Raw genomic sequence first — 17884 nt, 5'->3', positions numbered from 1 at the left:
ACCGGCGACCCGCCACCGCGCCCGAGGGGCTCCGCGCTCAGACCCGCTCGAGCACCGCCGACGCGCCGATCCCCCCGGCCGCGCAGATCCCCAGCAGCGCCGTCTCCTTCCCGCTCCGCGCCAGTTCGTTGGCCATGGTCGTGACCATGCGCGCACCGGTGGCGCCGAAGGGGTGACCCAGCGAGATGGAGCCGCCGTGCACATTGAGCTTGTCGATGTCGACCGAGCCGACCGGCTCGTCACGATCGAGGCGTTCCTTGGCCCAGCGCGCGCTCTCGAGCATGCTCAGCACCGACAGGGTCTGGGCGGCGAAGGCCTCGTGGATGTCGACCAGATCGATGTCGGCCAGCGACAACCCGGCCTTGTCCAGGGCGCGCGGCATCGAGATGGCCGGGCCGAGCAGCACCTGGTCGGCGGGGTCGACGCTGACGAAGCTCCAGGACCGGAACGCGGCCAGCGGCGTGAAGCCCAGGGCGCGCGCCTTCTCCTCGCTCATCAGCAGCACCGCCGAGGCGCCGTCGGTGAGCGGGCTGGCATTGCCCGCGGTGACGGTGCCGTCGGTGGCGAACACCGGGCGCAGGGTGGCCAGCTTCTCGATGCTGGTGGCGGCGCGGACCAGGCCGTCGGTGGCCACGCGGGTGCCCGTGGGGGTGGTCAGCGGCACCACTTCGTCGTCGAAGCGGCCCGAGGCGATCGCGGCGGCGGCGCGGTGGTGCGAGCGCGCGGCGAAGGCGTCCTGGTCGGCGCGGCTGATGCCGTTGATCCTGGCCATCTTCTCCGCGGATTCGCCCATCACCTCACCGGTGGTGCGCTCGGCGATCTTCGGCTGACGCGGCAGCACATCGGTGAACGGCGCGAGCTGACGGACCACGTCGAGATAGTCCTTGGCCTTGGGCTTGCCGAGCGCGACGGGCGCGACCGCGTGCACCACCTTCTGCGGCAGCTTGATCTCGGCATTACTGGTGGAATCGCTGCCACCGGCGATCATGATGTCGTACTCGCCGCGCTCGATGGCGGCCGCGGCCGAGGTGACGGCCTGCAGGCCCGACGCGCACGCGCGGGTCACCGTGTAGCCCTCGCAGCCGAAGTCCAGATTCAGGTCGAGGGCCACCTCGCGCGCGATATTGGGCGCGTGGCTGGGCAGCACCACGCCACCCCAGACGATCGACTGGATCTCGCCCGGGGCGATGCCGCTGCGGTCGAGCAGACCCCGCACGGCCGCTCCAGCGAGGGCGATGCTGTCCAGACGGGTGAAGTCGGTGAACGCGCGCACGAACGGGGTGCGCGCGCCAGCGACGATGACAGCGCGGTTGCGTTTCTCGGCCATGCGGCCACAGTATCCGATACTCCCGGTACCGGATACAGGTTCGGGCAAATCAGGCGGGCGTGATCTCGATGCCGATGGTGCCGTCCTTGCCCCGGCGCAGGTTGCTGGCCAGGAGCACCAGCGGCCCGGTCAGCCAGTACTTGCGGCGCAGCCACGAGCGCACCTGGTCGGTCTCGCCGCCGTCGAGCAGCCGGGCGGTGCCGCTGACGACCGCGCCGTGCGGGGCGCCACCGCGCGCATTGCACGCCTGCACGGTGACCTCGCCGTTGCGGCGGATGCGCTTGACCTTCCAGCTGTCGGTGACGGTCCAGACGTAGAGCTTGTCCGCGTGCTCCACCGCCCACACCGGTGTGGCCACGGGCGTGCCGTCCTTGCGGAAGGTCGTGAGCAGTACATAATTCGCGGTCGCGGCCTCACCCAGGCGATTCGTCATGGTCTCAGCGTAGCGGCGCGGTGTCGGGTGAGCCCGTCGAAATCGGTACGGGCGCCGCGGCGGAACTGTTCGTAGGGTCGACTCGGTGACCACTGATACCGCGGTGCCCATGCTCTGGAGCGACGATCTGTCCGGCACCCTCGTCTTCTATCGCGCCCTCGGCTACACCGTCACCTACGAGCAGTCCCGCCCCTACGTCTACGGTGCCGTCGAAAAGTACGACTGCGCACTGCATTTCAGCTCCCCGCCGCCGGGGGTGACACTGCCCGTCGAGCAGGTCGGCGCCCTGCTGATGGTCGACGACGTGGCCGCCCGGCACGCCGAGTTCGCGGCGGCCCTGCGCGCGCACTACGGCAGGGTGCCCGCCAAGGGGTACCCGCGGATCACCCGGTTCCGGCCCGGGCAGTCGCGGTTCAGCCTGGTCGACCCGGTCGGCAACACGATCATCGTCATCCAGCGCGACGAGCCGAGGGAACTGGAATACGGCGGCTCGAAGGCACTCACCGGGCTGACCAAGGTGCTCGACAACGCCCGGATCCTGCGGGATTTCAAGAACGACGACCGCGCCGCCACCCGCGCGCTGGAGACCGGGCTGCGCCGCTTCACCGCCACCGCCTCCGCCGCCGACCGGGCCAGGGCCTACGCGGCGCTGGCCGAACTCGCGGTCGCCGCCGAGGACAGCGACCGGCGCGAGCACTGGCACGGCGAGTTCGCCGCGCTCGATCTCGCACCCGGCGAGCGGGCCGCCCTGGCCGAGGACGCGTCCGAACTGCTCGCCGCCTGGCTCGGCGGCGACCCGGCGACCCCGGACGGCAGCCAGTAGGCTGCGGGGATGCGTGGATCTCGGGGAATCCCCTGTGCGGCATCGGCACTCGTCCTGACCGCACTGCTCGGGCTCGGTCCCGCCGCCCCGGCGCAGGCGGGTCCGCCCACCTGCGCCACGGGCTGGCAGGTCGACACTCTCGCCGCCGACCTGGGTGGCCTGGAGAACCTCGAGTCCGACGGCCGGGGCGGGTTCTATCTCAGCGGGATCGTGCGCGGCGAACTGCTGCACGTCGACGCGCACGGCAGCGTCACCACGCTGCTCACCGGCCTGGACCATCCCGCCGGACTGCGCCTGGTCGGCGACACCCTGTACTTCCTCACCGGAGACGGCAGCACGCCCTCCGGCGGCGGCACGCTGAGCGCGCTGGATCTGGTGACGGGCACGGTCACAGTCCTGCTCCCCGATCTGGTCCAACCCAACGGCCTGCTCCTGCTGCCCGACGGCGATCTGCTGATCTCCCAGCTCTCGGTCCCGTGGCCGCCGGTCGGCATCAGCCGCTACCGGCCCGCCACCGGCGAGTTCACCCTCGGCTGGTCGCCGGTGCCCCGTCCCAACGGTCTCGCCCTCACCCCCGATCACCAGGCGGTGCTCACCGAGGACGTCGCCACCTCCCAGATCGTGCGCGTCCCCCTCGACGCGCCCGACAAATTCACCGCGATCGCCACCCTCGCCGACGGCTTGCTGCCCGGCCTCGACGATCTCGACCTCACCGCCACCGGCCTGGCCTTCGTCACCGGCGACTACTCGGGCAGCGTCTACCAGCTCGACACCGCCACCGGCAGCTGGTGCACCCTGGCCACGGGCTGGACCACCCCGCGCGATCTCATCCCCGACCCGCCACCCATCGGCCCGACCTCGGCACGCCTGGCCCGCGACGGTGACGGTTGGTCGCTCTACGTCACCAGCATCGACGGCACCCTGCGCCGCCTGCGTCCCCCGGCGACCCTGGACCTCACCCCCTCGTACGTGCGCTGACCACGCTGGCAGGACGGCGAGCGGCTCGACACGGTCGACCTGCGGCAGCCCTCGGGGTGTGCTTCTCCCGCCCGCCGAGCACCACGGGTCACGGCGCGACCAGGGAGCACCGCTACGCCGTCGCGCCGGACTCCCCGATCCGTTCGGCTCGAGGGCAATGCTCGCGCGCGCCGGAACTCCGTGATGGACTGGGGGTTTCGTCCGGAGAACGGGAGGGTTTCGTGTCACCACAGTGGGCGCGGCAGCAGGGGTTCGGTGTGCGGGTCGAGTGGGGGCGCGCGGGGGCCGCGGCGATCGGTGACGGCGCGGCGTGTGTGGTGGTGATCGACGTGCTGTCGTTCACCACCTCGGTCTCGCTCGCGACGGCGGCCGGGACCGCCGTGTACCCGTACCGGTGGCGCGACGAGTCCGCCCGCGCGTTCGCCGACGAGCACCGCGCGGCGCTGGCGGTCGGCCGTCGCGAGGCGGGGCCGCGGGCGCCGTGGTCGTTGTCGCCCGCCGCGATCCGCCGGGCACCGTTCACCGAGCGGCTGGTTCTGCCCTCCCCCAACGGTTCCGCGATCGCCACGACCGTGCGCGAGGCCCGGGTGGTGGCCGCGAGCCTGCGCAATGTCGGCGCGGTGGCGGCCTGGCTGGCGGATCAGGACGACTGGGGACATCCGGATCGGCCGATCGCGGTCGTGGCGGCGGGCGAACAGTGGCCGGGCACCGACATCGTGCGGCCCGCCATAGAGGACTGGCTCGGTGCGGGCGCGCTGGTGGCGGCCCTGCGCGATGCCGGACTCACCACGCTGTCGCCCGAGGCCGAGGCCGCCGCGAGCACCTTCCGTGGCACCCCGGCGGTCGGCGCGCTGATCACCGACAGCGCGTCCGGACGCGAACTCACCGCGATCGGTTTCGCCGACGATGTCGCCCTGGCCGTCGAGCTCGACGCCGACCGCACCGTCCCGCTGCTCACCGACGGCGCCTTCGTCGATGCGGCTCGGCTCCCGCGGAACCCGCCGCGGGTTTCCCACGCACCGACCCCGCCATGACCTGCCGGAAGTTGCGGTATTTAAATACCACCCCTACCCTCGGACCCATGGTGCGTCTCCCCCTCAGCCCCGCCCAGGTCGAAGCGGGCCGTCGTCTCGGCCGTTGCCTGCGGTCCGCGCGCGGCGACCGCGACCTCGCCGAGGTGGCGCGGGCGGCGGGCATCTCCCCCGAGACGCTGCGCAAGATCGAGTCCGGGCGCCTGCCCTCCCCCGCCTTCGGCACCGTCGTCGGACTGGCCGAGGCGCTGGACATCCCACTCACCGAGCTGGCCGGGATCTACCGCGCCGAGCCGGTCGCCGAATCCGCCTGACCGCACTCAGTCCACCGAGGTGAGAATCCTCGGGCCGTCGTCGGTGATCGCGATCGTGTGTTCATTGTGCGCGCAGCGCGAGCCGTCGGCGGAACGGATGGTCCAGCCGTCGGGATCGGTGACCACCCGCGCGGTGCCCGCGGCGAACCACGGTTCGATGGCGATCGTGAGCCCGGGGCGCAGCGGGAATCCGCGTCCCGCCCGGCCGCTGTTGGCGACGTGTGGGTCCTCGTGCATGGTCCGGCCCAGGCCGTGGCCGCCGAATTCGGTGTTCACCGGGAAGCCGTAGTCGCGGGCGACGGCGGCGATGGCCGCGGAGATGTCGCCGAGGCGTCCGCCGGGCCGGGCGGCGGCGATTCCGGCCGCGAGGGCGTCCTCGGTGGCGCGGACGAGGCGCTGGTCGGCGGGCGCGGCGGTGCCGACGATGGTGGTCACCGCGGCGTCGGCGACCCAGCCGTCGATGGAGACCGCGAGGTCGGCGGTGAGGACATCGCCGTCGCGCAGGACGTAGTCGTGCGGAAGGCCGTGCAGCACCGCGTCGTTCACCGACAGGCACACGGTATTACGAAACGGACCGCGCCCGAACGAGGGTGCGTAGTCCCAGTAGCACGACACCGCGCCGCGTTCGCGAATCCGTTCCCGCACATACGCTTCCAGGTCCAGCAGGTTCACCCCGACCGTCGCCGCGCCCTTCACTCCGGCCAGCACGTCGGCGACGAACCGGCCGGTCACCCGCATCCGTTCGATCTCCGCGGGCGACTTCAACTCCACCATCACGCCTCCAGTTGGTATTTTTATACCACCCTAGAGCGAGCGGTATAAAAATACCAATCCGGTGCGGCTAACGGTTCAGGTTGCCCATGTCGACGGGGATCTGCGCGCCGGTGACCTGGGCGGCCTCGTCCGAGCACAGCCACGCCACGGCCGCGGCGATATCGGAGGGGTCGGTGATGTAGGTGGGCAGGGCGTTCATGAAGATGGGCGCCAGCGTGTGCGCGTACTTCTCCAGCAGCGGACCCATATCGAGGAGTTGCATGCCCGTCGCCACTCCGGCCGGGTGCACGGTGTTGACCCGGATGCGGTGCTCGCCGAGCTCGTTGGCCATGGTCTTGGCCAGGCCGGTGATGGCGTGCTTGGTGGCGACGTAATGGCCCGTGAACGGCGTGCCCTTGAGGCCCGAGACCGAGCTGATGAACACCATCGCACCACCCTCGCCCTGGGCGATCAGGTGCGGCACCGCGGCTTTGGCGGTATGGAAGACGCCGGTCAGGTTGACATCGACCGTCTCCTGCCACTGCTCGGCGGTGATCTCCCAGGACAGCGCGGCCGAACAGATCCCGGCATTGGCGACCACCACGTCGAGACGGCCCAACTGCTCGATGCCCTCGGCCAGCGCCGCCGAAAGCGCGTCGAAGTCACGGACATCGGCCTTCGTCGCGACGATCTTGCCCCCGGCGGCCTCGACCAGACGCGCGGTCTCGGCCAGGTCGTCCTCGGTGGCGCCCGGATAGGGAGTGCTCGCGAACTCCGCGCACGCGTCGATCGCGATGATGTTCGCGCCCTCCTGCGCGAAGCGGACCGCCTCGGCGCGGCCCTGGCCGCGGGCCGCGCCGGTGATGAAGGCGACTTTGCCTTCGTAGCGTCGCGTCATGTCGAACTACCTCCGAACCTCGATGTGCATTATGAACACTCCACCATTCCGGACGCCTGTCCGGAGGGGATTCAGCCGTTTTTCACGCGATCCTCCGGACCGAGCGGTCGGGTGATCGACCACAGTTGGGTGAAGGTGCTGCGTGCGATCTTCCACTCGCCGTCGACCCGCCGGTACTCGTCGGCGTATTCGCCGGTGGCCACCGATTCGGTCCCGGTGAGCAGGTTGACCTGCCGGAACTTCAGCGTCCAGCGGCCGCTGGCGGTGGTGTCGTCGTGGACGGTGATGTCGGGGTGGACGCCGTGGTGCATGTCGAGCACCGCGGGTCCGCCGTCGACCTGACGCAGCGCGATCGAGGCGAACAGCGCGGCCATGCCCTCGGCGTCGTGCTGGCCGAGCGGGCCGTAGTCCAGGGGCGCGCCCGCCACGAAGCAGGCGAGGAAGCCGGTCGGGTCCTTGGCGTCACAGGCACGGAAGTAGCGGTGCTTGACCGTGGTGATCGCGGCGACGGCCTCCAGCCGGGCGATCCGGGTGGCGAGGTCGGTGTCGGGCATGGTTCTCCTGCTCAGGGTCGGTCGTGGGCGAAGCTCGCCCACGCGCGGACGACGACGATGCCCGCCGCGTCGGCCCCGGACAGGGTGACGTCGACGCGAGGTTCGCCGTCCTGCCGGTAACTCTGCGTGATGTGCCCGGTGCAGGTCAGCACTTCGCCCGAGGCCAGTGCCCTGCTCGCCCTGGTGCGGAAGCGGCGGATGTTCTCGGCGCCGAGCCAGTCGGTGGCGTAGGTGGCCAGCTGGGCTCCGGCCCGGGCGGTCGCGGGGTCGCCCGCGAGGGCTTCGGCGGCCGCCCAGGATTCGGCGACGAGTCCGCCGGTGCGGTCGAAGTAGCGGGTCAGCGATTCGGTGGCCGCGTCCGCCCGGATGGCGGTGAGCCGATCGCCCGCGCGCGGGGGCGGGCCGAAGAACCGGTGGTCGGTCTCGGCGCGGTCGACGGTCGCGGCGTCGGCGGGCAGGAAGGTCGGCGGGACCACCGGCCGGTCGGCGAGCCGGTAGGCCGGATTGTCCGAGCGCGCCGCCGCGGCGAACACCCGGATCGCCTCGGTCTCGAGCACCATCGCGACGTCACCCATGAGCAGTCCTCTCCTAGACAGGTGCCGTCACGCTAGGACCGCGCGCGAGCTGTGACCGGTTCCTCTCCCGCTCATCGGGACGCCACGCGGTCGCGTCGAAAACATGTCCGCTGACCGGGAACCCGGCCGCCCGGACACCCCGCGACGGCGCGACCATCGGCGCAGCTCATCCCGCTCCGTCAGACCATGGAGGTTTCGATGCCGGAGAACCCGCCGAACGGCCGATCCCTGGACGCCACCGCCGACTATCGCCAGATCGAGGCCGCCGCGGCGCCCACCCGCTTCGCCCGCGGCTGGCACTGCCTGGGCCTGCTCTCCTCGTTCCGCGACGGAAAGCCGCATGAGGTCAAGGCTTTCGGCACCACGCTGGTGGTGTTCCGGTCCGAGACCGACGGCGCGCTGCACGTGCTCGACGGTTTCTGCCGTCACATGGGCGGCAATCTGGCCCACGGCACCGTCAAGGGCGACTCGATCGCCTGCCCGTTCCACGACTGGCGCTGGGGCGGCAACGGCAAGTGCACCGCGATCCCCTACGCGCGCCGGGTGCCCCCGCTGGCCAAGACCCGTTCGTGGCCGACCCTCGAGCGCAACGGTCAGCTCTACATCTGGCACGACCCGCAGGGCAGCAAGCCCACCGACGCGGTGACCATCCCCGAGATCGAGGGCTACGGCACCCCGGAATGGACCGACTGGACCTGGAACTCGATGCTCATCGAGGGCTCGCACTGTCGCGAGATCGTCGACAACGTCGTGGACATGGCGCACTTCTTCTACGTGCACTACGCCTTCCCGCGCTACTTCAAGAACGTCTTCGAGGGCCCGGTCGCCACCCAGTACATGCGCTCGACCCCGCGCCACGACATCGAGGTGGGCACCAGCTACGACGATCCGAACTCGACCTTGCGGTCGGACGCGTCGTATTTCGGCCCGTCCTACATGATCGACTGGCTCTGGAGCGAGGCCAACGGCATGACCATCGAGACGGTGCTGATCAACTGCCACTACCCGGTCAGCGAGAACTCCTTCGTGCTCCAGTACGGCGCGATGGTCAAGAAGCCACAGGGCATGTCCGACGCGGACGCGAACGCCATGGCCGCCCAGTTCGCCCAGGGCGTCGAGTACGGCTTCGAGCAGGACGTGGCGATCTGGAAGAACAAGGCGCCCATCGACAATCCGCTGCTGTCGGAGGAGGACGGGCCGGTCTACCAGCTGCGCCGCTGGTACAAGCAGTTCTACGTCGACGTCGAGGACGTCACCGACGACATGACCAAGCGCTTCGAGTTCGAGATCGACACCGAGCGCGCGGTGACCAGCTGGGAGGCCGAGGTCGCCGACAACATCGCCCGCGGCGCCGTCATCAACACCCTGTCCTGACCCGCCATCCCACCGACAGAAAGCACCACCTCCGATGACCAAGGTTCTCGACAATATCGCCGCGATCGCCGATCAGCTGCGCGCCCAGGCTCCCGAGGCCGAGCGGCTCAAGCAGCTACCCGACGCCACCGCCCAGCTGCTCAAGCAGGCGGGCCCGATCCGGCTGCTGCAGCCGAAGAAGTACAGCGGATTCGAGGCGCACCCGCGCGAGTTCGCCGAGACGGTGATGGCCACCGCCGCACTGGACCCGGCCAGCGGCTGGATCACCGGCATCGTCGGCGTGCATCCGTGGCAGCTGGCCTTCGCCGACCCGAAGGTGCAGGACGAGGTGTGGTCCGACGACCACGACACCTGGATGGCCTCGCCCTACGCGCCCACCGGCATCGCCCGCCCGGTCGACGGCGGCTACATCTTCAACGGCCGCTGGCAGTTCAGCTCCGGCACCGACCACTGCGACTGGATCTTCCTGGGCGCCATGCTCGGCAACCCCGACGGGTCGATGGCGCTGCCGCCGACCATGCTGCACATGATCCTGCCGCGCGAGGACTACACCATCGTGGAGGACTCCTGGAATGTGGTGGGGCTCAGCGGCACCGGGTCCAAGGACATCATCGTCGAGGACGCGTTCGTGCCCGACTACCGGGTGATGAACGGCGATCACGTCATCGACGGCACCGCGCAGAAGGAGTACGGCGTCACCGAGACGCTCTACAAGATGCCGTGGTCGACGATGTTCCCGCTGGGCATCAGCTCGGCGGTGGTCGGTATCGCCGAGGGCGCGCTGGCCGCGCACCTGGACTACCAGCGCGACCGGGTCGGCGCCCAGGGCACCGCCGTCAAGGACGACCCGTACGTGCTGTTCGCCATCGGTGAGGCGGCGGCCGACATCAACGCCGCCCGCCAGGAACTGCTGGCCAACGCCGACCGGATCTACGACCTGGTCGACGCGGGCCAGGAGATCGGCTTCGCCGAACGCGCGGCGGTGCGGCGCACCCAGGTGCGCGCGGCCTGGCGCGCGGTGACGGCCGTGGACCAGATCTTCGCCCGTTCCGGCGGCAATGCCATGCGCACCGACAAGCCCCTGCAGCGCTATTGGCGTGACGCCCATGTCGGCCTGGCGCACGCCATCCACGTGCCCAGCACCGTCTACCACGCCTCGGCGCTGAGCTCCCTGGGCATCGAGCCCGCCGAGCACCTGCGCTCGATGATCTGACCGAACCACCCACGAAGGACACACCGACATGACAGACATCAAGGGCCTGGGCTACGTCAAGATCCAGACCGCCGACATGGACCGCTGGCGTGCCTTCGCCTTCGACGTCCTGGGTTTCGCCGAGGGCAGCGGGCCGGACGAGAACGCGCTCTACCTGCGGATGGACGAACGTTCGGCGCGCCTGACCGTGGTGCCGGGCGACACCGACGCCGTGGTGACCATCGGCTGGGAGGTGCGCGACCACGCGGCGCTGGTGCGGGTGCAGGACGCGGTCACGGCGGCCGGGATCGCGGTGAAGCCGCTCTCGGTCGAGGAGGCCGACGCGCGCCGCGTCGAGGAGGTCATCACCTTCGAGGACCCGACCGGCGCCACCCTCGAGGTGTTCCACGGCGCGGTGCTCGACCACAGCCCGGTGGTGACGCCGTTCGGCGCGAAGTTCGTCACCGGGGCGCAGGGACTGGGGCACGTGGTGCTGCCGACCGTGGACCCCAACGGCGCCTTCGACTTCTACACCGAAGTGCTCGGCTTCCTGCCGCGCGGCGCGTTCCGGATCCCGGCGCCGCCGGAGTTCGGGCCGATGCGGGTGCGGTTCCTCGGCGTCAACGAGCGGCACCACAGCCTGGCACTGTGCCCGGCGCCGCACGGTGGGGCGCCCGGGCTGGTGCACATCATGGTCGAGGTCGACAGCCTCGACGCCGTCGGGCAGGCCCTGGACCGGGTGACCAAGGACGGCTTCTCGGTGTCCTCGACGCTGGGCCGTCACACCAACGACAAGATGGTGTCGTTCTACGTGCGCGCGCCCGGCGGCTGGGACATCGAGTTCGGCACCGAGGGCATGCGCGTCGACGAGCGGTATTACACCGCCGAGGAGATCACCGCCGACAGCTACTGGGGCCACGACTGGTCCGGCAGCGAACCGCTGGCGGCCATGTAGACCCCAGCAGGCCCCGAAGGCCCCCGATCCGAGCTTTACGCCCGGATCGGGGGCCTTCGTCGTCGATACACCTTGCCGATTCGTGTGACAACGGGCACAACGGATGGTATCAATAGGTATATGCCTAATCGAAATATACGACTCGGCATCCGCTCGTAGATCCGAATGGAGCGCTCCATGGTCATCCAGGCCGAGGCCACCACCCCCAGTGCGATCCTCGATCGCGCGTCCCTGCTGCTCGACGCCTTCGACGGGCCCGGCAGGCTCACCCTCGCCCAGATCGTGCGCCGGACCGGCCTGCCCCGGTCCTCGGCGCATCGCATGCTGGAACGGCTCGTGCAACTGCGCTGGCTGCGCCGCGAGGGCCGCGACTACGAACTCGGCCTGCGCCTGATGGAGCTGGGCTCGCTGGCCGTGCACCAGGACCGGCTGCACCGCGCGGCGATGCCGTTCCTGCACGAACTGCACCGGGTCACCGGATTCGTGGTGCATCTGGCCGTCCTCGACGGGCCCGATGTGGTGTACCTGGACAAGATCGGCGGCGACCTGGCCGCGGCCGTCCCCACCCGCGTGGGTGGTCGGCGGCCCGCCGCCGGGACCGCGGTCGGCCGGGCGATCCTGGCCCACTCCGACGAGCGGCGGGTGGCCGAAGCGCTGGCCGGGCAGTCCGGCGCCCGGACGCGCGGGCCACTGACCACCAAGGCCCACCTCGACGCCGAGCTGACCAAGGTGCGCGCCCACGGCGTCGCGATCGAGCGCGAGGAATCCCTGCCCGGCTTCGGCTGTCTGGCGGCCCCCATCGGCGAACTCGGCGAACCCGCCGTCGCGGCCGTCTCGGTGTGCGGCCCCGTCGACCGCCTCCTGTTCGACCACCGCCTCACCGCCCCGGTACGCACCACCGCCCTCAACATCTGGCGCCACGTCGACGACGGTCGCGTACGCGTACGCCCGACCCTGCAGCAGCATCCACGCCCGCTCACCGGCGGCCCCGTGGCCCGGCCACACGCCTACCCGCAGGTGACGCGCACGGCGTGAACACGCGCACAGCGTGGATCATCGGGACCGCCGACGGCCTGCCACACATCGCCACCGGGCCGCCACAAAGGCACCGTCGCACCGGACCACGGCGGATCCGGCGCTCGCGAGCTGAGCCGATGCGGGCTGGGTACAGCCAAGCCGGGACTCAGCTGGGCCGGGCTGGGCCGGGCTGAGGCGGGCCGGACGAGCTCAGGGCGGGCTGACGCAAGGCCCCACGATGCTCGACGGTGGGTGCCGGGCGGTCCGATGCCGGGTCCTTCGGAGCCGGGGCGGCTGGTTCAGGGGTGTGGGAGTGAGGCGTTCGGGCAGAAGCTGTGGCAGATGCGGTCGCGGACGATCGATTCCGGGTGTTCCGGGTCGAACCAGCGGTCGACGTGGGCCCAGTGGATGGGGTGCAGGAGGTAGGGGCCGGTCAGGCCGTCGAGGTCGGTGAACTCCTGTTCCCAGACGTGGGTCCACGGTGCCGATCCGAGGGCGTGGTGGACGGTGCTGAGCTGCCAGGACCGGATGGTCGGGATGTGGGCGGGCATGCGGAGCAGGTCGGCCTCGAATGCGCGGACGGTCGCGGGTGGGGTGTCGGGGGCGACGCGGAGCAGCAGGACGCGGTGGACCGTGGCGGGTGTGCGCGGGTTCGCGAACCCCGCAGTGCCGCCGGTGTATTCGGCGCCGTCGACGTGGGTCACCGCGCTGTCGCCCAGGACGGTGGCGAGTCGCGCGGCGGTGGCCGACCAGTGCGCGCGGTCGGCGAAGCGCAGGTGGACCAGGATGTCACCGCCGTTGCGCACGCCCGGCAGGGTCGGCTGGATCAGCGCCCACCGGGCGGTGCCGACGCTCGCGCGTAGATCGGCGATCAGCGCGTTTTCGTCCGCTCCGGGTGCCAGGTGCACGAGCCGGATCACCTCATACATCGTTGAGCCCGTCCACCTCGTCGTAGGACGCCGCAGTGGCCCGGGAGCGTTCGGTGATCCACTCCTGTGCCCGCGTCCACCATCGGCGCACGGATTCGTCGGGGCGGCCGCGCCAGGTCATCTCCCACCAGCCCGCCGCGCCGTCGAGGGCCCAGGTCGCGACGACGGTGTTCGACGCGTCGGTGAACCACACCGGCGGACTCACCACGATCCGTTCCAGACGCATCCCGCGATCGCGGGCGCCGGGGACGTAGTCGCGCAGATAGGCGTCGACGAATTCCCTGGCCCGGCCCGGTTTCGTCACCACGGTGTCGATCACATAGACGGTGCTCATCGGCCGACCGTAGGCAGGACGCCGCACCACCGCGGCGAGGGTTTCCGCCCAGTGGGAGAACACGGTTCGCGCCGGTCGTCACCGACCCTACGGTGGCCGGGACGCCGGTGGACCAGCGCCGATTCCGCCGCCGAAACCCCAGGAGGACCCCCGTGACCGTGCGTGATTTCCCGACCACTGGACCGGGCGCGGTCCCCGACCCCGAGGTGGCCGCGATGCTGGCCGCGCTCGACGCCGGATTCCCCGATGTCGCCGCCATGGAGGCCGCCGAGGTCCGGGCCGCGATCCGCGCCAGACGCGGCCCACTGCAACGCATCCCGGCGATGCGCACCGTCCACGACATCACCATCGACGGCGCCGGTGGCCCCCTCCCGCTCCGGGTCTACCGACCACACCCCACCCCGGATTCACTGCCCACCGACAGCGCTGCGCCGCCGACCTCCCCTCGCCCTACGGCGATGGCCGGTGCGCCGTTGTCGACCGAAGGCGCCGCACCCGGCGCGGCTGCGGCACAACCGACGGACGGTTCGGCGCTGCTTGTCGGTGACGCACCGCACGTCGACGACCACGCTCTGATCAGCGCGGCACTGCCGGTGATCGTCTTCGCGCACGGCGGCGGATTCGTGTTCTGCGATCTCGACAGTCACGACGAGTTCTGCCGCGCGATGGCCGTCGGTGTCGGTGCCGTGGTGGTCTCGGTCGACTATCGCCTGGCCCCCGAACATCCCGCCCCGGCCGCCCACGACGACTTCCTCGCGGCCCTGCGGTGGACGGCCGCGCACGCGAGCGAATACGGTGGCGACCCGGCGCGGATCGCGGTGGCCGGGGACAGCGCGGGCGGCAATCTCGCCGCCACGGTCGCCCTCGCCGTGCGCGATCACGACGGTCCCCCGCTGGCCGCGCAGATCCTGCTCTATCCCGTCATCGACGACGATGTCGACACCGAGTCCTATCGCCGTTTCGGCACCGGCCACTACAACACCACCCGCGCCATGCGCTGGTACTGGCGGCAATACGCGCCCCACGGCACCGACGACGTCCGTCTGGTCCCGACGCGGGCGACCACCCTCGCGGGACTCCCGCCCGCGGTCGTGGTCACCGCCGAACTCGACCCGCCCTGCTCGGCGGGCGACGCCTACGCCCAGCGTCTGGCCCGCGACGGCGTCCCGGTCCGCCACCGCCGCTACGACGGCCTGTTCCACGGCTTCCTGACCATCCCGTCGCTGTCGGCCACCGTCGCCGCCCGCGCCGAGGTCTGGGCGATGGTGCGCGATGTCCTCGGCTAGTCGGTGTCCTCGTGTTCCTCGCGGACGCGCTGATGGTGCGCGAGGTCCTCGGCTAGTCGGCGTCCTCGTGCTCCTCGCGGACGCGCTGTTCGATCTCGCGCCAGCGGCCGGGGGTGGGGTGGGGGTAGTCGGTGCGGTCGTCGTGTTCGGCGCCCGCCAGGACGGTGGCGGCGGCGTCGATGTCGGCGATGAGTTGTTCGGCGAGTTCGCGTTCGGCGGCGTAGTGGCGTTGGGCCCATTGCAGCACGATCTGCGAATAGGCCCAGCCGGGTTCGGATTTGGCGGCCTCGGCGTCGATGGCGGCGCGCTGTTCGAGCTGGTCGACATCGGCGATGTGGTCGCGCAGGATCTGTTTGAGGCGCTCGGGGGAACCGAGGTGGCCGAACATGACCCGCAGCAGCACATGGTGTTTGAGGACCGAGGGGTCGACGGGGGCCTTGTTCCACCAGGTGGTGACGGCGTCGCGGCCGGAGTCGGTGATGCGGTAGAGGCGACGGCCGCGCATGGCGTTGTCGTGGTCGAGGCGGGAGCTGGCGAAGCCGTGCTGTTCGAGCTTCTTCAGTTCGGCGTAGATCTGACTGTAGGAGGGGGTCCAGTAGACGTAGCGCAGGCTCCAGTCGGCCCATTTCTTGAGGTCGTAGCCGGAGATCTCCTCCTCGTAGGAGAGCATGGCGAGCACCGCCCAGCTGGTCGGCGGCAGAGTGGGAACGCCGGGATCGGGGTCGGGAGTCGCCATCGGTGCATGGTAGCAACCACGCTTGACACGGACGGTCCGTCGACAACCGCTGACCGGGAGAACGTCTTGAGCCGCGCACCCCGTGGCATCGAGGGTGGGGGTATGAATGCAGACAACGTCATCGTCGAGGCCGGGATCCCGGCCGCCGAGCTGCGCCGGGTGCTCGGTCACTTCGCCACCGGCGTCGCGGTGATCGCGGCCCACGACGGGACGCGACCGCTCGGCTTCACCTGTCAGTCGGTGGTCTCGGTGTCGCTGGACCCGCCGTATGTGTCGTTCTGCCCGGCCAAGACCTCCACCAGCTGGCCGCTGCTGCGGGCGACCGGCGCGCTGTGTGTGAACATCCTGGCCGAGGAGCAGAGCGCGCTGTGCCGCCAGTTCGCGGTGAGCGGCGCGGACAAGTTCGCCGGGATCGCGTGGGAACGCGCGGGCAACGGCGCGCCCGCGTTGGCCGGGGCGCTGGCCCACATCGAGGTGACGGTGGAACTCGAACACGACGCGGGCGATCACACGGTCGTGTTGGCCCGGATCGGTGCCCTGCGGGCCGCCGAGGACGGCAAGCCGCTGCTGTTCTATCGCGGCGGTTTCGGCGGCTTCGCGGTCTGAGCGCACGACGACGGGGTGCCCGAAAAGCACCCCGTCGTCGTGTCTCACCCCTCGAGCACGTCGAATCCCTGGTATCCGGCGGCGGCGACCTCGGCGATGATCTCGCCGTAGACCCCGAACCCGCCGACGAACGGCATGAACACCCGGGGCCGCCCAGGGATGTTGGCGCCGAGATACCACGAATTCGCCTGGGTCATCAGCGTTCCCGCCGCCCGCTGCGCGCACTCGCGCACCCAGTCGGCCACCGCGTCGGGCCTGGCCTCGAGCGCGACCGCTCCCCTGCTGTCGAGATGGGCGATGGCCTCGGCCACCCAGTCGACGTGCAGTTCCGAGTGCAGCACCATATTGGCCAGCACCGAGGGACTGCCGGGCCCGGTGAGGACGAACAGATTGGGAAAACCCGTCATGCCCAGTCCCAGATAGGTTTTCGGTCCCTCGCGCCACGCCTCGTTGAGCGTTTCCCCGCCACGGCCGACGATGTTCATCCGGGCGACCGAGCCGGTCATGGCGTCGAATCCGGTAGCGAGCACCAGCGTGTCGAGGGGGTGGTGCGCGTCGGTGGTGTGCACGCCGGTGGCGTCGATCCGGGTGATCGGGGTGGTCTTCAGGTCGACGAGGGTGACATTGTCGCGGTTGTAGGTCTGGTAGTAGTTCGTGTCGGTGCAGATGCGTTTGGTGCCGATCGGGTGATCGCGCGGGATGAGCAGTTCGGCCACGCGCGGGTCGTCGATGACGGCGCGGACCTTGTCCTCCCAGAACCGGCGCGCGGTGTCGTTGGCGGCGAGGTTCACCAGTTGGTCGGGGAAGGTCTTGCTGAACAGCACACCGCCGAGTGCCCAGCGCTTCTCGTAGGCGTCGCGCAGTTCCTCCGCGCTCACCGCCAGCGCGGATTCCGGGTGTGCCTGATGCGGTGACCCGCCGCCGCTGGCCATCGACCGGCGTCGACGTTCGGCGTAGTCCGCCTTCTGGGCCGCGCGGTCGGCGGCGCTCAACGGCGTATTGCCCGCGGGCACACTGTAGTTCGCGGTCCGCTGGAAGACGTGCAGCTGCCGTGCTTGCTCGGCCAGGCACGGAATGGTCTGGATGCCGGAGGATCCGGTGCCGATGACGCCGACGCGCTGCCCGGTCAGATCCACCCCCTCGTGCGGCCAGTGCGAGGTGTGCAGAACCCGGCCAGCGAAGGTATCGAGGCCGTCGATGGCGGGGGTGTTGGCATTGGACAGCGGGCCGGTCGCCAGCACCACGAAGCGGGCCACGACCGCGAGCCCGGTGTCGGTGGTGACGTGCCAGCGCAGGGTGCGCTCGTCGAGCGCGATATCGGTGACGCGGGTGCCGAAGGTGATGTCGCGGCGCAGGTCGTAGCGGTCGGCGACGTGCTCGAGGTAGGCCAGGATCTCGGGCTGGGTGGCGTATTTCTCGCTCCACTCCCAGTCCTGTTGCAGCGCGTCGTCGAAGGAGTACGAGTAGTCGACGCTCTCCACGTCGCAGCGCGCGCCCGGGTAGCGATTCCAGTACCAGACGCCGCCCACGCCCTCGCCCGCCTCGAACACCCGCACCGACAGCCCGCTGCCGCGGAATCGGTGCAGGGCGTACAGACCGGCGATGCCCGCGCCGACGACGACCACGTCGACGTCGGCCGGGCCGGGAGCGGAGGCCGATGGGGTCTCGGGGTTCACAGTGCCTACCTTTCGATGGAGACCGGTTCTCCGCGGCGACGCTAGGTCCGCGCGGGCGCCCCGAGCAGGTGTGCTTCCCGCTGACCGGCACAC

Annotated in this window: 20 protein-coding genes; 10 read left to right on the top strand and 10 right to left on the bottom strand. The window is 70.7% G+C overall.

Going from position 1 to position 17884, the window contains the following annotated elements; translation table 11 throughout:
* Positions 1–37: 37 nt before the first annotated feature.
* Together QC180_RS27020 and QC180_RS27015 are read right to left on the bottom strand one after the other, a co-directional pair.
* On the bottom strand, positions 38–1327 hold the full coding sequence (locus tag QC180_RS27020) for an acetyl-CoA C-acyltransferase (protein WP_278265655.1): 1290 nt from the start codon (positions 1325–1327) through the stop codon (positions 38–40).
* A 49-nt stretch (positions 1328–1376) separates the two neighbouring features.
* The gene (locus tag QC180_RS27015) at positions 1377–1760 is read right to left on the bottom strand and encodes a PPOX class F420-dependent oxidoreductase (RefSeq protein ID WP_278265654.1); all 384 of its coding nucleotides are present in this window, start codon (positions 1758–1760) and stop codon (positions 1377–1379) included.
* Positions 1761–1845: 85 nt separating this feature from the next.
* Here QC180_RS27015 and QC180_RS27010 point away from each other — a divergent pair, with 85 nt between their 5' ends.
* The 4 genes from QC180_RS27010 to QC180_RS26995 all read left to right on the top strand — a co-directional run bounded on the left by QC180_RS27010 (position 1846) and on the right by QC180_RS26995 (position 4906).
* A complete protein-coding gene (locus QC180_RS27010; RefSeq protein WP_278265653.1) occupies positions 1846–2583 on the top strand; it encodes a VOC family protein in 738 nt (245 codons plus the stop codon).
* A gap of 9 nt (positions 2584–2592) precedes the next feature.
* Complete coding sequence (locus tag QC180_RS27005) at positions 2593–3561, top strand: SMP-30/gluconolactonase/LRE family protein (protein ID WP_278265652.1); 969 nt, start codon at positions 2593–2595, stop codon at positions 3559–3561.
* A gap of 221 nt (positions 3562–3782) precedes the next feature.
* Entirely contained in the window at positions 3783–4595 is an 813-nt protein-coding gene (locus QC180_RS27000) for a 2-phosphosulfolactate phosphatase (RefSeq protein WP_278265651.1), read from the top strand.
* Between the two features lie 47 nt (positions 4596–4642).
* On the top strand, positions 4643–4906 hold the full coding sequence (locus tag QC180_RS26995; RefSeq protein WP_278265650.1) for a helix-turn-helix domain-containing protein: 264 nt from the start codon (positions 4643–4645) through the stop codon (positions 4904–4906).
* Positions 4907–4912: 6 nt separating this feature from the next.
* Here QC180_RS26995 and map read toward each other — a convergent pair whose 3' ends face one another.
* From map to QC180_RS26975, 4 genes are all read right to left on the bottom strand, one after another.
* Positions 4913–5680: a type I methionyl aminopeptidase gene (gene map, locus QC180_RS26990; RefSeq protein ID WP_278265649.1), complete on the bottom strand. Its 768-nt coding sequence runs from the start codon at positions 5678–5680 to the stop codon at positions 4913–4915.
* Between the two features lie 67 nt (positions 5681–5747).
* A complete protein-coding gene (locus tag QC180_RS26985; RefSeq protein WP_278265648.1) occupies positions 5748–6557 on the bottom strand; it encodes a mycofactocin-coupled SDR family oxidoreductase in 810 nt (269 codons plus the stop codon).
* 71 nt (positions 6558–6628) lie between these two features.
* Positions 6629–7111 carry a nuclear transport factor 2 family protein gene (locus tag QC180_RS26980; RefSeq protein ID WP_278265647.1) on the bottom strand — a complete coding sequence of 161 codons (483 nt, stop codon included), beginning with the start codon at positions 7109–7111 and terminating at the stop codon, positions 6629–6631.
* 11 nt (positions 7112–7122) lie between these two features.
* Complete coding sequence (locus QC180_RS26975; RefSeq protein WP_278265646.1) at positions 7123–7686, bottom strand: hypothetical protein; 564 nt, start codon at positions 7684–7686, stop codon at positions 7123–7125.
* A 198-nt stretch (positions 7687–7884) separates the two neighbouring features.
* On the opposite strand from QC180_RS26975, the gene QC180_RS26970 reads away from it, so the two are divergent.
* The 4 genes from QC180_RS26970 to QC180_RS26955 all read left to right on the top strand — a co-directional run bounded on the left by QC180_RS26970 (position 7885) and on the right by QC180_RS26955 (position 12242).
* A complete protein-coding gene (locus tag QC180_RS26970; protein WP_474646549.1) occupies positions 7885–9060 on the top strand; it encodes a 3-ketosteroid-9-alpha-monooxygenase, oxygenase component in 1176 nt (391 codons plus the stop codon).
* A gap of 34 nt (positions 9061–9094) precedes the next feature.
* Positions 9095–10273 (top strand): acyl-CoA dehydrogenase family protein, encoded by a 1179-nt coding sequence (locus QC180_RS26965; protein ID WP_278265644.1) that lies wholly within the window; start codon positions 9095–9097, stop codon positions 10271–10273.
* 28 nt (positions 10274–10301) lie between these two features.
* Complete coding sequence (bphC, locus tag QC180_RS26960; protein WP_278265643.1) at positions 10302–11207, top strand: biphenyl-2,3-diol 1,2-dioxygenase; 906 nt, start codon at positions 10302–10304, stop codon at positions 11205–11207.
* Between the two features lie 177 nt (positions 11208–11384).
* On the top strand, positions 11385–12242 hold the full coding sequence (locus QC180_RS26955; RefSeq protein ID WP_278265642.1) for an IclR family transcriptional regulator: 858 nt from the start codon (positions 11385–11387) through the stop codon (positions 12240–12242).
* Between the two features lie 281 nt (positions 12243–12523).
* On the opposite strand, the gene QC180_RS26950 is transcribed toward QC180_RS26955, so the two are convergent.
* On the bottom strand, positions 12524–13153 hold the full coding sequence (locus QC180_RS26950; RefSeq protein WP_278265641.1) for a Dabb family protein: 630 nt from the start codon (positions 13151–13153) through the stop codon (positions 12524–12526).
* The gene (locus tag QC180_RS26945) at positions 13146–13487 is read right to left on the bottom strand and encodes a hypothetical protein (RefSeq protein WP_278265640.1); all 342 of its coding nucleotides are present in this window, start codon (positions 13485–13487) and stop codon (positions 13146–13148) included. The genes QC180_RS26950 and QC180_RS26945 overlap by 8 nt, the downstream gene beginning before the upstream one ends.
* Positions 13488–13639: 152 nt before the next feature.
* Between QC180_RS26945 and QC180_RS26940 the strand changes: the two genes are divergently transcribed.
* On the top strand, positions 13640–14773 hold the full coding sequence (locus QC180_RS26940) for an alpha/beta hydrolase (RefSeq protein ID WP_278265639.1): 1134 nt from the start codon (positions 13640–13642) through the stop codon (positions 14771–14773).
* A 52-nt stretch (positions 14774–14825) separates the two neighbouring features.
* Here QC180_RS26940 and QC180_RS26935 read toward each other — a convergent pair whose 3' ends face one another.
* Positions 14826–15509 carry a PadR family transcriptional regulator gene (locus QC180_RS26935; protein WP_278265638.1) on the bottom strand — a complete coding sequence of 228 codons (684 nt, stop codon included), beginning with the start codon at positions 15507–15509 and terminating at the stop codon, positions 14826–14828.
* Positions 15510–15611: 102 nt separating this feature from the next.
* Here QC180_RS26935 and QC180_RS26930 point away from each other — a divergent pair, with 102 nt between their 5' ends.
* Positions 15612–16115 carry a flavin reductase family protein gene (locus QC180_RS26930; RefSeq protein WP_278265637.1) on the top strand — a complete coding sequence of 168 codons (504 nt, stop codon included), beginning with the start codon at positions 15612–15614 and terminating at the stop codon, positions 16113–16115.
* Positions 16116–16159: 44 nt separating this feature from the next.
* Here QC180_RS26930 and QC180_RS26925 read toward each other — a convergent pair whose 3' ends face one another.
* Complete coding sequence (locus tag QC180_RS26925; RefSeq protein WP_278265636.1) at positions 16160–17791, bottom strand: flavin-containing monooxygenase; 1632 nt, start codon at positions 17789–17791, stop codon at positions 16160–16162.
* Positions 17792–17884: the final 93 nt, after the last annotated feature.

The organism is Nocardia anocheti (assembly GCF_029675105.1).
Taxonomy (GTDB): Bacteria; Actinomycetota; Actinomycetes; order Mycobacteriales; family Mycobacteriaceae; genus Nocardia.
Note: the sequence above shows the minus strand (reverse complement) of the source record. Positions and strands in the feature narration are given on the sequence as shown.